This window comes from Chromatiales bacterium (assembly GCA_024234935.1).
GTDB lineage: Bacteria > Pseudomonadota > Gammaproteobacteria > Steroidobacterales.
Genome location: JACKNI010000005.1, coordinates 81,804 through 97,500 on the forward strand (window position 1 = coordinate 81,804; position 15,697 = coordinate 97,500).

A 15,697-nucleotide genomic window follows, 5' to 3' on the forward strand; every position below is an offset into this window, starting at 1 on the left:
GCTGGTCTAATATATACACTGTATTGACAGTATTTATATTTTTGGCCTTCCAAACCAAAGACTTAACAATCCAGCAGCTCCGCCAGCCCAGGCGACCCAGCGGGGCTCCGTTTCGAGTCCCAGCCAGAGCACTGCTGCGATGACAAGCGTGCCGCCAACCCCGACCAGATAACGCGATAGGGCCACGGCAGGCTCAATCTCGCTCTCGGCCTGGCTGGCCGGTCCGGTCACCTCGCGCTCCAGTTCCGCATCCACGAGCTTGCGGGCCACCAGCGGCAGTTTCTCCAGCGCATAGCGCAGATCAGGCCAGTCTCGCCGCAGCCGGCGCAAAGTCGCCCGCGGCCCGGTCTGGTCGCGCATCCAGGCCTTGAGCACCGGCTTGCCGGTCTGCCAGATATCGAGATCGGGGTAGAGCACCCGCCCGAGCCCTTCCACCTGGACCAGTGTCTTCTGCAGCAGGATAAGCTGCGTCTGCACCACCATGTCGAAGCGCTGCGCGATGCTGAGCAGCTGCAGCAACACATGGCCAAAAGAAATGTCCTTCAGCGGCTTGCTGAAGATCGGCTCGCAGACGGTGCGCACAGCAGCTTCGAGTTCATCGACGCGGGTGCCGGCGGGTACCCAGCCTGAATCCACATGCAGCTTGGCGACGCGGTAGTAGTCGCGTTCGAAAAAAGCCATGAAGTTGCCGGCCAGATAGCGGCTGTCGCGTTCGCTCAGACTGCCAACGATGCCGAAGTCCACGGCGGCGTAGCGCGGGTACTCCGGATTGGTGGCGTCCACAAAAATATTTCCGGGATGCATGTCGGCGTGAAAAAAATTGTCGCGAAATACCTGCGTGAAAAAGATCTCCACGCCGTTGGCGGCGAGTCGCGGAATGTTTACGCCGGCTGCTTTCAACGCATCCATGTCATCGATCGGAATGCCGTGTATGCGTTCCATGACCATCACTGACTTGCGGCAATAGTCGAAATAGACCTGCGGGACGTAGATCAGCGGTGAGCCGAGCCAGTTGCGCCGCAGCTGGGTTGCGTTGGCGGCCTCACGCAGCAAATCCAGCTCGTTGAGGATGGTTTTTTCGTATTCGGCGACGATGCCCACCGGACGCAAGCGCCGGGATTCGGGCCACCAGCGTTCTGCAAGCCTGGCGAGCGCATACATCACATCGAGATCACGGCGCACCAGTTCGTGCACATTGGGGCGCAGGATCTTGACTACCACATCCTCACCGCTGTGCAGGCGTGCAGCGTGGACCTGGGCGATCGATGCCGCGGCGAGCGGGTCATGGGCGAAGCTCGCGAACAGCTGGCTGGCCGGCTGTCCGAAGCTGCGCTCGACCTCCGCCAGTGCCTGTTCGGCGGGAAATGGCGGTACCTCGTCCTGAAGCCGGGTCAGTTCGCGGCCGATATCGGGCGGCAGCAAGTCCTGCCGTGTCGACAGCGACTGGCCGAATTTCACGAAAATCGGGCCGAGCTCTTCGATGGCGAGACGGATACGCACGCCACGCGGCTGATCCAGCTGCGGGCCGCGCCAGCCTGAAGGCGAAAGGCGGAACAACAGGCGCGCCGGGCGCAGCAGATGGCTGCTGCCGATCAGTTCGTCGAGGCCGTATTTGACCAGTACCCGCTGGATCGACACCAGACGGCGCAGCAGCTGGAGGCGGGTCATGCCTCGCTGTTCCGCAGTCGTTCGACCCGTGCGGCGGCGCGCTCGACATCGTTGGCCAGTGTGTCCACGGCCTCCAGGAAGCTTTCCAGTTCGGCCTGTGTCAGCACGCTGCGTTTCTCGACGGTGAGATATTCACTCATGCGCTGCGCCAGTTTCTCTCCGGCGCGTGCGCTGAAATCGCCGAGTCCGCGCGCGAAGCTGCCGAGCTGATGCGCCGCAGACTGGCCGAAAATCCGCGCCAGTTCGGTCTCGATATCCGGCTTCGCCAGGTGCAGCAGCTCGCGGAAGCGGTCGGCCACATCCGCCGAGCCCGAGATATTGATATCGCCGGCACGGATCAGCGTTTGCGGATCGCCGCTCATCAGTCGCAGCATCGTAATGGGCGGACCCGACAGACCAGCACTGGCGGCAGGGGCTTCGGCGTCCCTGCCCAGCTGACTTAGCTGAACGACCCCGCCCACGACCACCATGCGCAGCGCGACCGGTGTCCCATCGATGCGCACATCGAGCGACTTGTCATCGAGTGCTGCAGCTGCCGCCTGCGCCCCGGGCGCCTTTGCGATGCCGTGGTTGATCAGGTCTTCGAGCGGCCGGAGAGCCAGTGATGAGAAGCGGTCCATGTGCTTGCCTGCGCCGGATTCAGTAACGGTGACCGATATGCAGGGCGACGATGCCGCCACTGAGGTTGTGGTAGCGCACGTCCTCGAGACCGGCTTCCAGCATCATGTCGCGCAGCGTTTCCTGGTCCGGGTGCATGCGGATGGATTCAGCCAGATAACGGTAGCTCGCTGCATCCTTCGCGACCAGTTCGCCGAGCTTTGGCAGGATCCTGAAGGAATAGAGGTCATAAAGTGGCTCGAGTGCCTTCAGCGCTTTGGAGAACTCGAGCACCATGACTCGTCCGCCCGGACGGGTAACACGCGCCATGGAGCGCAGCGCAGCCGGCTTGTCGGTGCAGTTGCGCAGGCCGAAGCCGATCGTGACGCAATGAAAAGTCCCGTCGCGAAAGGGCAGGCACTCCGCATTGGCCTGCAGCGAACGGGTGTTCCCGACGATACCGCGGTCTACCAGTCGCCGTCGTCCCGCCTCGAGCATCTCGTGATTGATATCCGTATGCAGGACGAGCCCGGTCGGACCCACCTGTTTCGCCATGCCGGCCGACAGGTCGCCGGTACCGCCGGCAACGTCGAGTGCCCGGTCGCCGGGCCTCAGTCCGGTGCGGCACAGCGTGAAATGCTTCCACAAGCGGTGCAGGCCGCCTGACATCAGGTCATTCATGATGTCGTACTTCGGCGCGACGGAGTCGAACACGGCCCGCACACGTCCCGATTTCTCGGCGGTAGCGACCGTCTCAAAGCCGAAGTGAGTCTGTTCCATGCGCCGCGCTTCCTGGCCCGGTCCCTGTGGCCTTATTCCCGGGTGCGTATCGTACCCTGCCGGACGCGCTCGAACAGGCATACGGCAGCGGCTGCGGCGATATTCAGCGATTCAGTGGCACCTGGCATGGGGATGGCGACGATCTCCTTCGCCGCATCGAGCACTGCCCGCGACAGCCCGGCCCCCTCGTTGCCGAACACCAGGCCGATCGTGCCGGTCAGGTCAGTATCGTAAAGGGACTGCCGTGCGTGCAGGTGGGTTGCGACGATGCGTCCCGGAAACCTGCCGACCAGCTCGCGGATCTCAACCCCGTCATGTATATCGAGCAGGAAGTGAGCACCCATGCCGGCCCTGAGCACGCGCTGCGACCAGACATCGGCACAGGCGCGCGACAGATACACCTCGCGCAGGCCGGCAGCAGCCGTCGAGCGCAGTATCGAGCCGAGATTGCCAGGATCCTGGATGTCTTCGAGGATCACGCAGGGGCCAGGCTGTGCGGGGGGCGTGCTGCGTGTCGGCGCCCTGATGACGGCGAGGATGCCCGTGGGGGTATCGACGGAGGACAGCCTGGCAAACAGCTTCGCGCTGAAGGTCACGGTCTCGATGGGTGCGAGGGCGGCGAGCAGCGCGGCGATCTCAGCATCGCCGCGCCGGTCTTCGTTGATGATCAGCTGTTCCGGCGGTCCGCGATGCTGGTGGCAGGCCTCGACCAGATGCACGCCTTCCAGCAGGGCGAGGCCCGACTTGCGCCGCTCGCGGCCGGACTGCCGGAGTTTGAAAAGTTCGCGGAAACGCGGGTTATCCGCTGAGGTGATCGTCGTCATTCCGGCTTCAGGACATGCGCGGGCCTATTTGCCGCGCGCCTTCCAGATGACTTCCGTGCCGCCGCTGGTCCGGCACAGCACGCGCGACATGACGAAGAGCAGGTCGGACAGCCGGTTCAGGTAGCGCAGCGCTTCCGCATTGATGGCTTCCGCCTGTTGCAGGCTCAGGAGTCGCCGTTCGGCCCTGCGACAGACTGCGCGCGCCAGATGGCAGTTGGCGGCGGCGGCTGTCCCGCCAGGCAGTATGAAATCTTTCAGTGGCGGCAGATCCGCGTTGAGCGTGTCCAGCAGGATTTCGAGGTCGGTGGTATCTGCGGCGAGGATCACGTTGCGGCCCGGTACGGCGAGCTCGCCGCCCAGATCGAACAGCCGGTGCTGTATGGCTTGCAGGCTGTCGCTGACCGAGGCCGGCAGATCCGGGCTTGCCAGCACGATGCCGATGCAGCTATTGAGTTCATCGACCGTGCCATAGGCCTCGACGCGGGCACAGTCCTTGCGGACCCGCTCACCCGTGCCAAGTCCGGTTGTGCCGTCATCGCCCGTGCGCGTATAGATTTTGGTCAGCCGGTTGCCCATGGCGCCTCCTCTGGCGCGACCGAGTGTAACCGGATGCGCTGCGACCTCCCAGCCTCAGAACTCGAAGCGCAGCCCCGCGTACGCACCGATACCCGGTGTGTTGTAGCCGTACACGTCCTCATAGGACGTGTCGAACAGGTTGTCGATACGGGCGTAGATACGGGTCGCGTCGTTCAGACGATATGTCGCGGCGAAGCTGACCAGTTTGTAGGCGCCTAGCTCGACGACTTCCTTGATGAAAGAGGGCGGCCAGTAGTCGTCGTTGCGGCTTCCGGTATAGCTCAGCCTGGCATCCAGTTCCACGCGCCCGTCCGGCGAATTCCAGTCCGCACCGAGACTGCCGGCGTGTCGGGGGCGGCGGATCTCGCGTATGTCTGCGCCGGTAACCGCGTCCGGTTCCGTCGCATCCGTGTAGGTGTAGGTGGCCGAGACTTTCAGGCCCGCTGACAGCTGCGCCGTCCCCGTGATCTCGACACCACGGCGCTTGCTGGTGCCGGGCAGGTTGGTTGCCGTGGTCTGAAAGCTCTCCGGATCGAAGGCGTAACCGTAAATTTCGTCCCTCAGGTTGGCGTGAAACCAGGTGAAGCCCACGCTTGCCGCGATGCTGGCAAAGGCCTGGTCGACGCCGAGTTCCCAGGCCGTGGAGTGCTCCGGTTTGAGATCCGGGTTGCCGCTGAACTGGCCGGGAAAATAGCCGTAACGCTCGATGAAAGTCGGCGCCTTCTGGCCTTCGCCGATCGTTGCGCGCAGGCGGGTGCCGGTCGTCTCGATCGCCCACGCCGCGGTGGCGCGGTAGGTATTGATGTTCTTGAAGCTGCTGTTGTCGTCATGGCGGACGCTCAGCGATACGGAGACCCGTGGCAGCGGACTGAAGAGAGTCTCGGCAATGAGCGCCGTGTTGCGCTCGCTCTGGTCCTGGTTGGGATCGCCCCACCCGGTTGGTGTGCCACGCTGGCTGAATTCTTCGCGCTCATGGTCCACGGCAACCGTGAGGGCGTTGCCTGCGGAATCGTGGCTGGCTGGCGTGAAGTGGTACGTGGACTGGTAGTACAGCGCATATCGGTCAGCGCTGGTCGAGCCGTTGGCGCCGAACTCGTTCGAGTTGTCCGTATCGCTGTGTGTCCATCCGGTGCGCAGGGACTGAATCCAGCGATCGTCCCGAAGCCTGAGCGTTCCCTTGGCACCGAAGTAGCCGAGTGACATATCGGTCTCATCGAGGGTGTCATGCGGTAGTCCCGTCAGGTAGTCGATGCTGTCGTATTCCTTGTGGATGTCCGAATATCGCCCGTTGAACTCCAGATCGAGATTTCCGGCAGGGCTGCCGTCCACGGACAGGCTTGCGGTCCTGTTCCGGTAGCCATCGTCCTCGCTGCCGGTACGCGAACTGTTGGACCCGTCTGAGTCAACCGCGGAGAAGGACAGTCCGGCACGCGCGCCGAGCACCGCACCACTGATGCGTGTGCCGGCAGACCATGTATTGAATGCGCCGCCTTCGCCAAAGCCGCTGACGGACAACTCTTCATCCGGCTGACGCGTGATGACGTTGATGACCCCGGCGAGCGCATCGCTGCCCCAGAGCCCGCTTTGTGCGCCGCGGACCACCTCGATACGGTCGACATCCCAGGTGCCGAGGTTTTCAAAGGCAAACTCCGCGTTGCCGGCAGGATCATTGGCTTCGATGCCATCGATGAGCACGAGTATCTGGTTTGCTTCGGCCCCGCGCATGCGGATCTGTGTCTGCGAGCCGATGCTCCCGGACTGGCTGATCGCAACGCCTGGTACATCGCGCAGCATGTCGATGGCAAATGCCGACTCGCGATGCTCGATCTGCTCGCGATCGATGACCGTGATGGAACTGCCGACCGTCGACAGCGGCACCGGTATGCGGGATGCGGTAACAACGATGGTTTCAGGTATGCGGTCTGCCGCTTTGGCGGCGGCAGTGGCCGCGATGGCGGCAAGCAGGCACGAAACGAAGCTGACAATACGCACAAAAAGCTCCCCGCGCGCTCACACCCGAGCGCGATTGCTGTGTACGTCAGGGAGCAGAAGGAACAGGCCAGCCGGCGGCACTTGCCACTGCTGACATCGTACGGACAGGCCAAGGCAGAGCGCTCGGAAAGCGCAGCCGACAGGGCTCGTACCGTCACGCAGTCTCCCTCCGAGACCTGACGATCCGATGACACCTGCCGGCCGGTATACGGGCTCGCGCGGGGGAAATTCCGTATCAGAATCTCCGGGGAGCATCGCCTTCCCATGCGAAATCGCACAGTGGCTGATGTGATGCGCCCTGATCCTGCGCTTACCGTTGCGGGGGCAGCGGCGGCTTTGTCTGCTGGTATCGTCCAGACAGACTCACCGCACTTCCCGTTGAACCCTCGGGTTGGAAAACCTTCGGGCACCGGCAGGAACGTGCGCACGATAAGCGCCGCAGCGCCGGTGGTCAATCAGCGGAAGCCGGGGTCTCAGTCCGGCAACAGGACCGAGGCGCCGTTTGCGCTGTCGAACTGCTGGTACGGGGTATTGAAGAGGCGTTCCAGATTGGCGGCCGTGAGTACCGCAGGCGTGCTGCCCAGCTTCCAGCTGCCATCGGCATAAAGCAGTAAGGCGCGGTCCGTATGGCGCATCGCCAGGGCAGAGTCATGCAGGCTCATGAGGATGCCCGCACCATTATTTGCCCGCTCCCTGAAGTATTTCAGGGCCGCTACCTGGTGACGGGGGTCCAGGTGGTTGACCGGCTCGTCCAGCAGCATCACGGCCGGATCCTGGGTCAGCAGCCGCGCGATAGCCACGCGCCGGCGCTCTCCGCCAGACAGCGTTGCAACGCTGCGGTGGCAAAAACCGCTGAGGTCCATCGCTGCCATGGCGCGCTCCGCGAGGGCGCAGTCGGTCGCCGACTCACCGGCCAGCGGACCGAGATGCGGGTGACGACCCATCAACACGGTATCGCTGACGGTAGCCGGGAAACTTTCGGTGTCATCCTGCAGCAGCAAGCCGAGCCGGCGAGCAACCTGGCGACGGTTCAGGCGGCTCATTTCCTCGCCGTCCAGCAGGACGGTGCCGGTCGCCGGTGGCAGCAGCCCGGCCAGCGTGTGCAGGCTCAGCGTTTTGCCGACGCCGTTCGGGCCGAGCATGCCGATCAGCTCACCTTTACCCAGTTCCAGTGAAAGTTCACGGACGAGGGCCCGTCCGCCGATGACGATGCTGAGCTGTTCGCACTTGAGCATTCCGGTACTACCGCTATCTGTGAGCCGGGCAAGGCGGGACTATGACGCAAAAAAAAACCCCGCGTGAAGCGGGGCTTATACGGGTTTTTGTTGTTGTCGCGAATCAGGCCTCAATGTGCACGTCAGTCTGTGGTGGCTTTATTATTCTGATTTTCTTGCCGCATTTACTTCTAATTGTTTTTTGTTCTTCTTCTTGTTTGCGTCTTCTGGCTCTGATGTCTGGTTAAAGATCTCGAGCCCCGCGTACATCACTGAAACCATGCTGGGATAAATCAGCAAGTCCTGTGCCGTAACCCGAAAAGGGCTAGCTGTTCAGCCAGATAGCAAAACTTCATGGCCTGATTTCAGATCAATAAGCGCCAGCTTGTAAAACAACCCGACATAATTGCTGCAGGACGGGTACCCAGACATTCCTGCAAGTCACTGTGTGCACTGGACTCTTGCTGGTGCGACCTGCTCGGGGCCAAAGGAGTCGGCCGACATGGCCTCGCAATAAGGGCTGGAAGACCGAGTTAGTGGCTCCGTCAGCCGGCCTAGGTGTAAAGAATTCCAACGCCCGCAGGCCAGTCTGCCTGTTCTCCGGTCAGTGAACCCGTTAGGCTCTGCGCCTTCATAAAGAGCCCGGATTTCAGGCGATGGACCTTGAGCAACTGCGTGATCAGCTGTCGGCGATTGACCGGCAGATTCTCGAACTGGTAGCCGAGCGTCAGCGACTCTCTGGCGAGATCGGCGCCTGGAAGCGGGCCTCAGGCCGGCCTACCCGGGACTTCGCGCGCGAGAAGCAGGTGTTGGACAAGGCCAGGTTGTCAGCCATCGGGCTCGGGGTGCCGGCAGGGCTTGCCGAGGCGCTGTTCAGTCTGCTGATCCGGTCATCGCTGACCAACCAGGAGCAGGCGCGTGTGCGTGCCGAAGGCCAGGGTTCGGGCAAGCCGGTGCTGGTGATCGGCGGCAGTGGCAAGATGGGCCGGTGGTTTGCCGAGTTTCTGCACTCCCAGGGATTCGATGTCACGGTGGCCGATCCGGCTGGCCCTCTCGTCGGGTTCAAGCATGTGCCGGACTGGCGAGACACGCCGGACAGCTTTGCGATCACCGTCGTCTCTGCGCCGATCGACTGCATGGCCGATATCCTCCATGAACTCGGTGTGCGCAAACGCAGTGGCCTGATCTTCGATATCGGTTCGCTGAAATCTCCGTTCATCGAAAGGCTGAAAGAGCTTGCTGCCTCCGGCAGCAGGGTCACATCGATTCATCCAATGTTTGGTCCGGATACCGAACTCCTGTCGGGCCGTCATGTGCTTTTTCTGGATTCCGGCTGTCCCGAAGCGACCACTGAGGCGACCCGGCTCTTTGCCCCCACGATGGCTGCCCGGATCCGCATGGATATCGATGAGCACGACCGGCTGATGGCTTATGTCCTCGGCTTGTCCCATGCGCTGAATATCGCCTTCTTTACTGCGCTCGCCGACAGTGGCGAAACGGTACCGAAGCTTGCCGACATCTCCAGCACGACCTTTGACGCACAACTCGAGGTTGCCGGGCGGGTCGCCGAGGAAAGCCCGCAGCTCTATTTTTCGATCCAGTCCCGGAATCCCTACGGCCTGGCAGTCATCGAGGAGCTGCAGGCGGCTGTCGGCCGGATCGCGGCGATCATCCGCAATCGCGATGAAGCCGCGTTCGTCAAACTGATGGAGCAGGGCCGAAACTATCTCGCCAGCCGGCGTTAGGGTGCCGTCGGTGCCGCTTCAGCGGCGATCCCTGGTGTCGCGCCGGAGCAGGAACAGGAATGCCGGTACGCCGACTGCTGCGGTAATCGCACCGACCGGAAGTTGCTGAGGCGCGAGTACGGTACGGGCCAGCGTGTCGGCAACTACCAGCAGCGTACCGCCGGCGAGGGCAGAGGCGGGGATCACGCTGCGATGGCTGGTGCCGCCTGCCAGACGTATGAAATGCGGCACGATCAGTCCCACAAAGCCGACCACGCCGGCGGTCGTGACGGCTACTGCGGTCAGCAACGAACTCAGTGCGTAAACGATCGAACGCGTACGTTTGACCTCCAGGCCCAGCAGGGCCGCCTGGCTGTCGCCGGTGCCAAGTACGTCCAGGGTTCTGGCCAGCAACAGTCCGCCGGCAACACCGATGGCTGCCACGATCAGGATCGAGCCTGGCTGTTCGACGAATGCGAAATCACCCATCAGCCAGAAGATGATGCCGCGAAGTTTCGTATCGGGGCTTATGGCCAGCATCAGGCTGACTACGGCACTCCAGCCCGCAGCGACGACGATACCGGTCAACAGAAGCCGGTTACCGTTCCACGCGCCGGTGCCGCGGGCCAGACCGAATACCAGCAAGGTACTGCCTAGCGCACCGGCGAAGGCGGCGGCGTCTACTGTCAGGCCGGATGCCCCGAGCAGCATCGCGCCCAGCGCGGTCACAGCTGCGCCGCTGGAAGTGCCGAGCACGTAGGGATCGGCGAGCGGGTTGCGCAGCAGGACCTGCATGAGCGCGCCCGCCACCGCAAGAGCCGCCCCGGTACCAAAGGCGGCGAGTGCCCGCGGCAGGCGCAGACGGAGCAGGACCTCGAGCGCTTCGGAATCCGTGGTTCCTGACCACCAGCTCAGCACAGTGTCTGGTCCGGCCGCGCTGCTACCAACCAGCAGGGCAAGCAGCAGCGACCCGATGCTGAGTACGCCCAGGGTCAGCAATAGCAAACGTGCCGATTTCAGCATGATGATCCGGCAAAGGTCGTTGAGAGATCTGCAGTGCCCGCAGTGTAACTTGAACGGATATCCCTGCCGTGACACTGTCGCCGCTCATGTGGAAGAATCGTGCCACAGCTGCAGGTGGTGCCGGTGGATCTGATTGACGGAGAAGGATTTCGGTCGAACGTCGGCATCATTGTCTGCGACAAGCGCGGCTTGCTCTTGATCGGCGGGCGAGTCGGACAGAACGCGTGGCAATTTCCCCAAGGCGGAATCAAGTCCGGTGAATCTGCCGAGCAGGCGATGTTCCGCGAGCTCCACGAAGAAATCGGTCTGCGCCCGCATGATGTCGATGTGCTCGGTTGTACGCGCGACTGGTTGCGCTACAGGCTGCCCGAGCAGTTCATACGCAGGAATGTCCATCCCCTGTGTATCGGCCAGAAACAGCGCTGGTACCTGCTGAGATTGACGGGGACCGAGACGGGCCTCCGTTTCGATACCACCGCTACGCCCGAATTCGATCGCTGGAGATGGACGAATTTCTGGGACCCGGTGCGAGAAGTCATTTTCTTCAAGAGACGGGTTTACGCACAGGCGCTGAATGAGCTCGGACCTCTCGTATTCCCGGCCGGTTTGCCGCCCCGGCCAGACTGGTGGGAGCCCGGCTGGGGCGGTGCGGAAAATGACTGATCCCGGCGGTTCCGAGGTTCTTGCCGCCGTTGATCTCGGTTCAAACAGCTTTCATATGCTGCTTGCCCGCTTTGACCATGGGCAGCTGACGATAATCGACCGGTTGCGGGAAATGGTCCGTCTGGGCGGTGGTCTGGACGAGCGGCAGCGTCTGAGTGCGGCCAGCCAGAGTGTGGCTCTGGCCTGTCTGCGGCGTTTCGGTGAGCGGTTGCGTGCGGTAAAGGCGGACAAGGTGCGGGTTGTTGGTACCAACACCCTGCGCCACGCCCGCGGCACAGGCCGCTTCCTGCAGCACGCAGCCAGGGCGCTCGGCCATCCCGTGGAAATAATCGCCGGCATCGAGGAAGCCAGGCTGATCTACCTCGGTGCAAGCCACAATCTGCCGCGCGTCGATGGTCTGAAGTTTGTGGTGGATATCGGCGGCGGCAGTACGGAGCTCGTTGTCGGCAGGGGACTCGAGCCCGTAGCGATGGAAAGTCTCGCCATCGGGTGCGTCAGTCTTGGGCGAACTGCTTTCCCGGACGGACGTCTCTCTGCCAAGTGCTTTGCAAAGGCCAGGATCCAGGTACGGCTGGAGCTGGAGCCGGTCCGCCTGATGTTTCGTCGCTTTGAGCCGGCGCAGATCGCGGGCACTTCCGGCAGCATTCGCAGTGCGCATGCGGTACTGACTGCGCTCGATCGTGCGCCGCAGGGAATCACCGTTGAAGGCCTGGAGTACCTGATCGAGGAGATGATCGCATTCGGGCAGGTGTCAAAAATCCGCCTGCCCGAGCTGTCAGCCGAACGTGCGGAGGTCTTTCCGGCTGGCGTTGCGATTCTGGTCGAGGTGATGCGCGCCATGGCGCTGCCGCGCATGAGTGTGGCTGAAGGAGCGCTGCGGGAAGGAATCCTCTATGACCTGATCGGTCGCCTTACAGACGAGGATTCACGGGTACGTACCGTGCGCGCGATGGCAGCGCGCTACCACGCGGATCCTTTGCAGGCGGGCCGTGTGGCCGCAACGGCTTCGCTGTTGTTTCAGCAGGTCTGCGATGACTGGGATCTTGCCGGCGAGCATGAGCAGCTGCTGGGCTGGGCGGCACAGCTGCATGAGCTGGGGCTCGATATCGCTCACGCGCACTATCATCGGCACGGCGCCTATGTGCTGGAGAATGCGGATATGCCGGGGTTCCCGCGCGAGGAGCAGCGGGTGCTCGCTCGCCTGGTCCTTGCTCACCGGCGCAGATTTGAGCGCGAAAGTTTCCAGGAACTGCCGCCGGCCTGGCAGCGCCCGGCGCTCCGTCTGGCCTTGCTGCTGCGCCTGGCCGCGCTGTTTCATCGCAGCCGGACAGATACTGCCCTGCCTGATCTGCGTCTGCGGGTGCATGGGCGATCCATGGATCTGCAGTTGCCGGCAGGGTGGCTGGCAAACAATCCACTGACGCTCGCCGACCTTGAGCGCGAGCGGGAATTTCTTGCCGGGGCCGACTGCAAATTGACGATCCGGCGCCGCGGCTGAGGTCTCAGGCTTTGTCTGCAAGCCGCGTCAGCAGCTCGTTCTGTACCGAGAGCAATTCGGCGTCCGGCGAAGGCCTCGCGCGTTGATAACTGCCATCGCCACGCAGCTCCCATGCCTGGCAATTGTCTGACAGGCTGGCATCCAGGTCCGCCAGAATGCGCGCTTTCAGCCTTTCGTCTGAAATGGGGAAGCACACCTCGATGCGCCGGAAGAAATTGCGGTCCATCCAGTCTGCACTCGCACAGAAGAGATTCTCGTCGCCATTGGCGTGAAAATAATAGACACGCGCATGTTCCAGAAACCGCCCGACGATTGACCGTACCCTGATGTTGTCTGAAATGCCCGGTATGCCAGGTCGCAGGCAGCAGATGCCGCGCACGACCAGGTCGACCATGACCCCGGCAGATGAAGCCCGGTACAGCGCCTGAATCACCTCTGGCTCAACGAGCGCATTCAGTTTGGCGATGATATGACCCGCACCGCCGGCCTCTACGTTGCGGACCTCCGTATCGATGTGGTGGAGGATGCGCTCATGCAGATTGAACGGTGCCTGGTAAAGCCGCTGCAGGGGTGGTGTCTTCGTCAGGCTGGTCAGCTGCAGGAAAACATGATGAACGTCGTGGGCCAGCGCTTCGTCCGCAGAGAGCAGACTGTAGTCGGTATATAGGCGTGCCGTTGCCGTGTGGTAGTTACCGGTACCGAGGTGCACGTAGCGTTTCAGCCGGCCGTTTTCCCGGCGCACGACGAGCGCCAGTTTGCAGTGGGTCTTGTAACCAACCACACCGTAAACCACATGGGCACCGGCTTCCTGCAGCCGGTTTGCGAGCAGAATATTTGCTGCTTCATCGAAGCGGGCCCTCAGTTCGATGCTGACGGTTACTTCCTTGCCGGCCTGGGCAGCCCTGACCAGCGCGTTCACGATCGGCGAATCTGCACCGGTCCGGTAAAGGGTCAGCTTTATCGCGTGTACATCGGGGTCTTCCGAGGCGCGGGCAAAAAAGTCGATTACCGGTGAAAATGACTCGTAGGGGTGATGCAACAGGATGTCGCCATTGCTGATCGCGGCGAAGATATCGTCCGCGGCCAGCATTGCTTTCTGCAGTCCGGGAGTGAAAGGTGGATGCCTCAGGTCATCGCGACCGGGAATCGCGTAGACCGCTACCAGCCGGTTCAGGTTGACTGGACCATCCACGCGATAGAGGTCCTGCTCGTCGAGTTCAAACATCTCCAGCAGAAAGTCCACATGTTCCTTGGGGCAGTTGTGCGCCACTTCCAGGCGTACTGCTTCGCCGTAACGGGTGGCAATCAACTGGCCCTCGACCACCTGCATGAGGTCCTCGACCTCCTCGCTTTCGACATAAAGGTCGCTGTTGCGGGTTACGCGGAACTGATGGCAGCCCTGGACTTCCATTCCCGCAAAGAGTTCGTCGACAAAGGCATGAATTACCGAAGACAGGAACACGAAGTCATTTGTGCCGGTATCCGGCAGCGACGGATCAAGCCGGATCAAACGCGGCAGGGATCGCGGCGCCTGCACGATCGCGCGCTGGCAGGGGCGGCCAAAGGCGTGGACACCCTTCAGTCCGACAAAAAAGTTCAGGCTCTTGTTGAGAATCTTGGGAAATGGCCGCGCCGGATCAAGGGAGATGGGGCTGAGTACCGGTTCGATCTCCCGATGAAAATAGCTGCGCAGCCATTCGCGGTGTGCCGGTCGCCATCGCGTCCGGCGTACAAAACGGATACCGGCAGTTTCCAGCGCCGGGATCAATTCCCGGTTCAGCAGACGGTACTGTTCATCGACAAGCTGATGGGCGCGTTGACTGATGTCGTTCAGCACCTGGCCGGCACTGAGCATGTCCGGCCCCTGGGGCGGAAGCCCGAGCTCCTTGCGTTGTCGCAGACCGCTGACGCGAATCTCGAAGAACTCGTCGAGATTTGTCGAAACGATGCAGAGAAACTTCAGTCGCTCCAGTAGCGGAGTCGCCGGGTCTTTAACCTGGTGCAGGACGCGCTGATTGAATTCAAGCGCGCTGAGCTCCCGATTGATGAAGTACTCGGGCAGTTTTAGGTTTGGCGTGTCCAAAAGAGGCAACCCGCAGATCCGGCCAAAACTATAGCAGGGCGGAAAATCCGCGGTGCTGCACAGCTCACATTTGTCATAAGCTGCCGGGGAATGCGAGGCAGAAGATGCCCCTCGCAGGGCTTAGCGCGTGGCTGTACGGTTTGCAGCGAGAGCGGTCTGGCGGGTCGAGATGCGGGCGAGCAGCGGCTGCGCTGTCGTCTGAAATGCCATCAGTTCAGCGCCACGTAACGGCTCGGCCGGCGGCAGGATCACCGTTTGCGGGTTCAGGTGAACGCCGTTCTTGCGGTATTCGTAATGGAGATGCGCTGCGGTCGCGAGGCCGGTCGCACCGACGTAGGCGATTACCTCACCCTGACGCACTTTCGAACCGTAGGCGCTGGTCTTGGCAAAACGGGACAGATGCGCATACAGGGTGGTTATGTTTCCACCATGTTGCAGGATCAGCGTATTGCCGTAACCGCTTTTCCAGCCGCGGAAGATTACTTTGCCATCGCCTGAGGCATGCACAGGCGTCCCGGTCGGTGCCGCGTAATCGACACCCTGGTGAGCGCGAATCGTATTCAGGATCGGATGCCGACGGTTGGGATTGAACTTGGAGCTGATCCGCGTAAAAGCGACGGGGACACGCACAAAAGCCTTCCGCATTGGCCTGCCATCGGTCGAGTAGTAGGCAGCACGACCATCGGCTTCTTCGAAGCGGATGGCGGTAAAGCGTCCACCGCGGTTGGTAAACTCTGCTGCCAGAATGTCGCCTTCACCGAGCTTCTTTCCGTTGCGCCAGAGTTCCTCATAAACGAGAGTGAATTCGTCGCCGGTATTGATGTCGCGAACAAAGTCGATATCCCAGGCAAAAATATCGGCCAGCTTCATGATTGCCCTTTCGGAAAGGCCGGCATCCGCTGCCGCCTCAAAGAGCGAGGTCGAGATACGGCCGCCAGCGGTAACGACGCGGCGTTCGAGCGGCAAATTGACAATTTCGGCGCGAAACACCGGGGCAGTGCCTTCAGGATCGGCGGCATTGTCATTTCGCTGGACGATAAAGGTCTGGTCAATGC

13 protein-coding genes and 1 riboswitch (1 of these 14 running past the window's edge) are annotated in these 15,697 nt (G+C 62.0%); of the genes, 3 read left to right on the forward strand and 10 right to left on the reverse strand.

The window, feature by feature from the left end:
• Positions 1-33: 33 nt before the first annotated feature.
• The 7 genes from ubiB to H6979_11175 all read right to left on the reverse strand — a co-directional run bounded on the left by ubiB (position 34) and on the right by H6979_11175 (position 7,672).
• Positions 34-1,668, reverse strand: coding sequence for a ubiquinone biosynthesis regulatory protein kinase UbiB (gene ubiB / locus H6979_11145; GenBank protein ID MCP5140405.1), 1,635 nt, complete (start codon positions 1,666-1,668; stop codon positions 34-36).
• On the reverse strand, positions 1,665-2,288 hold the full coding sequence (locus tag H6979_11150) for an SCP2 sterol-binding domain-containing protein (protein MCP5140406.1): 624 nt from the start codon (positions 2,286-2,288) through the stop codon (positions 1,665-1,667). Before H6979_11150 ends, ubiB begins: the two co-directional genes overlap by 4 nt.
• Positions 2,289-2,307: 19 nt before the next feature.
• The gene (gene ubiE / locus H6979_11155) at positions 2,308-3,045 is read right to left on the reverse strand and encodes a bifunctional demethylmenaquinone methyltransferase/2-methoxy-6-polyprenyl-1,4-benzoquinol methylase UbiE (protein MCP5140407.1); all 738 of its coding nucleotides are present in this window, start codon (positions 3,043-3,045) and stop codon (positions 2,308-2,310) included.
• Between the two features lie 32 nt (positions 3,046-3,077).
• The gene (locus H6979_11160) at positions 3,078-3,869 is read right to left on the reverse strand and encodes an RNA methyltransferase (GenBank protein MCP5140408.1); all 792 of its coding nucleotides are present in this window, start codon (positions 3,867-3,869) and stop codon (positions 3,078-3,080) included.
• A 24-nt stretch (positions 3,870-3,893) separates the two neighbouring features.
• Positions 3,894-4,445: a cob(I)yrinic acid a,c-diamide adenosyltransferase gene (locus H6979_11165; protein ID MCP5140409.1), complete on the reverse strand. Its 552-nt coding sequence runs from the start codon at positions 4,443-4,445 to the stop codon at positions 3,894-3,896.
• 54 nt (positions 4,446-4,499) lie between these two features.
• Complete coding sequence (locus tag H6979_11170) at positions 4,500-6,437, reverse strand: TonB-dependent receptor (protein ID MCP5140410.1); 1,938 nt, start codon at positions 6,435-6,437, stop codon at positions 4,500-4,502.
• A 181-nt stretch (positions 6,438-6,618) separates the two neighbouring features.
• A riboswitch (cobalamin riboswitch) is annotated at positions 6,619-6,866 on the reverse strand.
• 44 nt (positions 6,867-6,910) lie between these two features.
• Positions 6,911-7,672: an ABC transporter ATP-binding protein gene (locus H6979_11175; GenBank protein MCP5140411.1), complete on the reverse strand. Its 762-nt coding sequence runs from the start codon at positions 7,670-7,672 to the stop codon at positions 6,911-6,913.
• Between the two features lie 635 nt (positions 7,673-8,307).
• On the opposite strand from H6979_11175, the gene H6979_11180 reads away from it, so the two are divergent.
• The gene (locus tag H6979_11180; GenBank protein MCP5140412.1) at positions 8,308-9,396 is read left to right on the forward strand and encodes a prephenate dehydrogenase/arogenate dehydrogenase family protein; all 1,089 of its coding nucleotides are present in this window, start codon (positions 8,308-8,310) and stop codon (positions 9,394-9,396) included.
• An 18-nt stretch (positions 9,397-9,414) separates the two neighbouring features.
• Here H6979_11180 and H6979_11185 read toward each other — a convergent pair whose 3' ends face one another.
• Complete coding sequence (locus tag H6979_11185) at positions 9,415-10,398, reverse strand: iron ABC transporter permease (GenBank protein ID MCP5140413.1); 984 nt, start codon at positions 10,396-10,398, stop codon at positions 9,415-9,417.
• Positions 10,399-10,521: 123 nt separating this feature from the next.
• Here H6979_11185 and H6979_11190 point away from each other — a divergent pair, with 123 nt between their 5' ends.
• Positions 10,522-11,061 (forward strand): RNA pyrophosphohydrolase, encoded by a 540-nt coding sequence (locus tag H6979_11190; protein MCP5140414.1) that lies wholly within the window; start codon positions 10,522-10,524, stop codon positions 11,059-11,061.
• Positions 11,054-12,559, forward strand: coding sequence for a Ppx/GppA family phosphatase (locus tag H6979_11195; GenBank protein ID MCP5140415.1), 1,506 nt, complete (start codon positions 11,054-11,056; stop codon positions 12,557-12,559). Before H6979_11190 ends, H6979_11195 begins: the two co-directional genes overlap by 8 nt.
• A gap of 4 nt (positions 12,560-12,563) precedes the next feature.
• Here H6979_11195 and ppk1 read toward each other — a convergent pair whose 3' ends face one another.
• Together ppk1 and H6979_11205 are read right to left on the reverse strand one after the other, a co-directional pair.
• A complete protein-coding gene (gene ppk1 / locus H6979_11200; protein ID MCP5140416.1) occupies positions 12,564-14,642 on the reverse strand; it encodes a polyphosphate kinase 1 in 2,079 nt (692 codons plus the stop codon).
• Positions 14,643-14,762: 120 nt separating this feature from the next.
• Positions 14,763-15,697 carry the 3' portion of a M23 family metallopeptidase gene (locus H6979_11205; protein MCP5140417.1) on the reverse strand. It continues 94 nt past the right edge of the window, so 935 of the gene's 1,029 nt are visible here — the last part of the coding sequence; its start codon lies off the right edge, out of view; its stop codon occupies positions 14,763-14,765.

Coding starts and splice junctions, on each gene's coding strand:
- ubiB (MCP5140405.1), bottom strand. CDS start 1,668: ATGACCCGCCTCCAGCTGCTGCGCCGTCTGGTGTCGATCCAGCGGGTA.
- H6979_11150 (MCP5140406.1), bottom strand. CDS start 2,288: ATGGACCGCTTCTCATCACTGGCTCTCCGGCCGCTCGAAGACCTGATC.
- ubiE (MCP5140407.1), bottom strand. CDS start 3,045: ATGGAACAGACTCACTTCGGCTTTGAGACGGTCGCTACCGCCGAGAAA.
- H6979_11160 (MCP5140408.1), bottom strand. CDS start 3,869: ATGACGACGATCACCTCAGCGGATAACCCGCGTTTCCGCGAACTTTTC.
- H6979_11165 (MCP5140409.1), bottom strand. CDS start 4,445: ATGGGCAACCGGCTGACCAAAATCTATACGCGCACGGGCGATGACGGC.
- H6979_11175 (MCP5140411.1), bottom strand. CDS start 7,672: ATGCTCAAGTGCGAACAGCTCAGCATCGTCATCGGCGGACGGGCCCTC.
- H6979_11180 (MCP5140412.1), top strand. CDS start 8,308: ATGGACCTTGAGCAACTGCGTGATCAGCTGTCGGCGATTGACCGGCAG.
- H6979_11185 (MCP5140413.1), bottom strand. CDS start 10,398: ATGCTGAAATCGGCACGTTTGCTATTGCTGACCCTGGGCGTACTCAGC.
- H6979_11195 (MCP5140415.1), top strand. CDS start 11,054: ATGACTGATCCCGGCGGTTCCGAGGTTCTTGCCGCCGTTGATCTCGGT.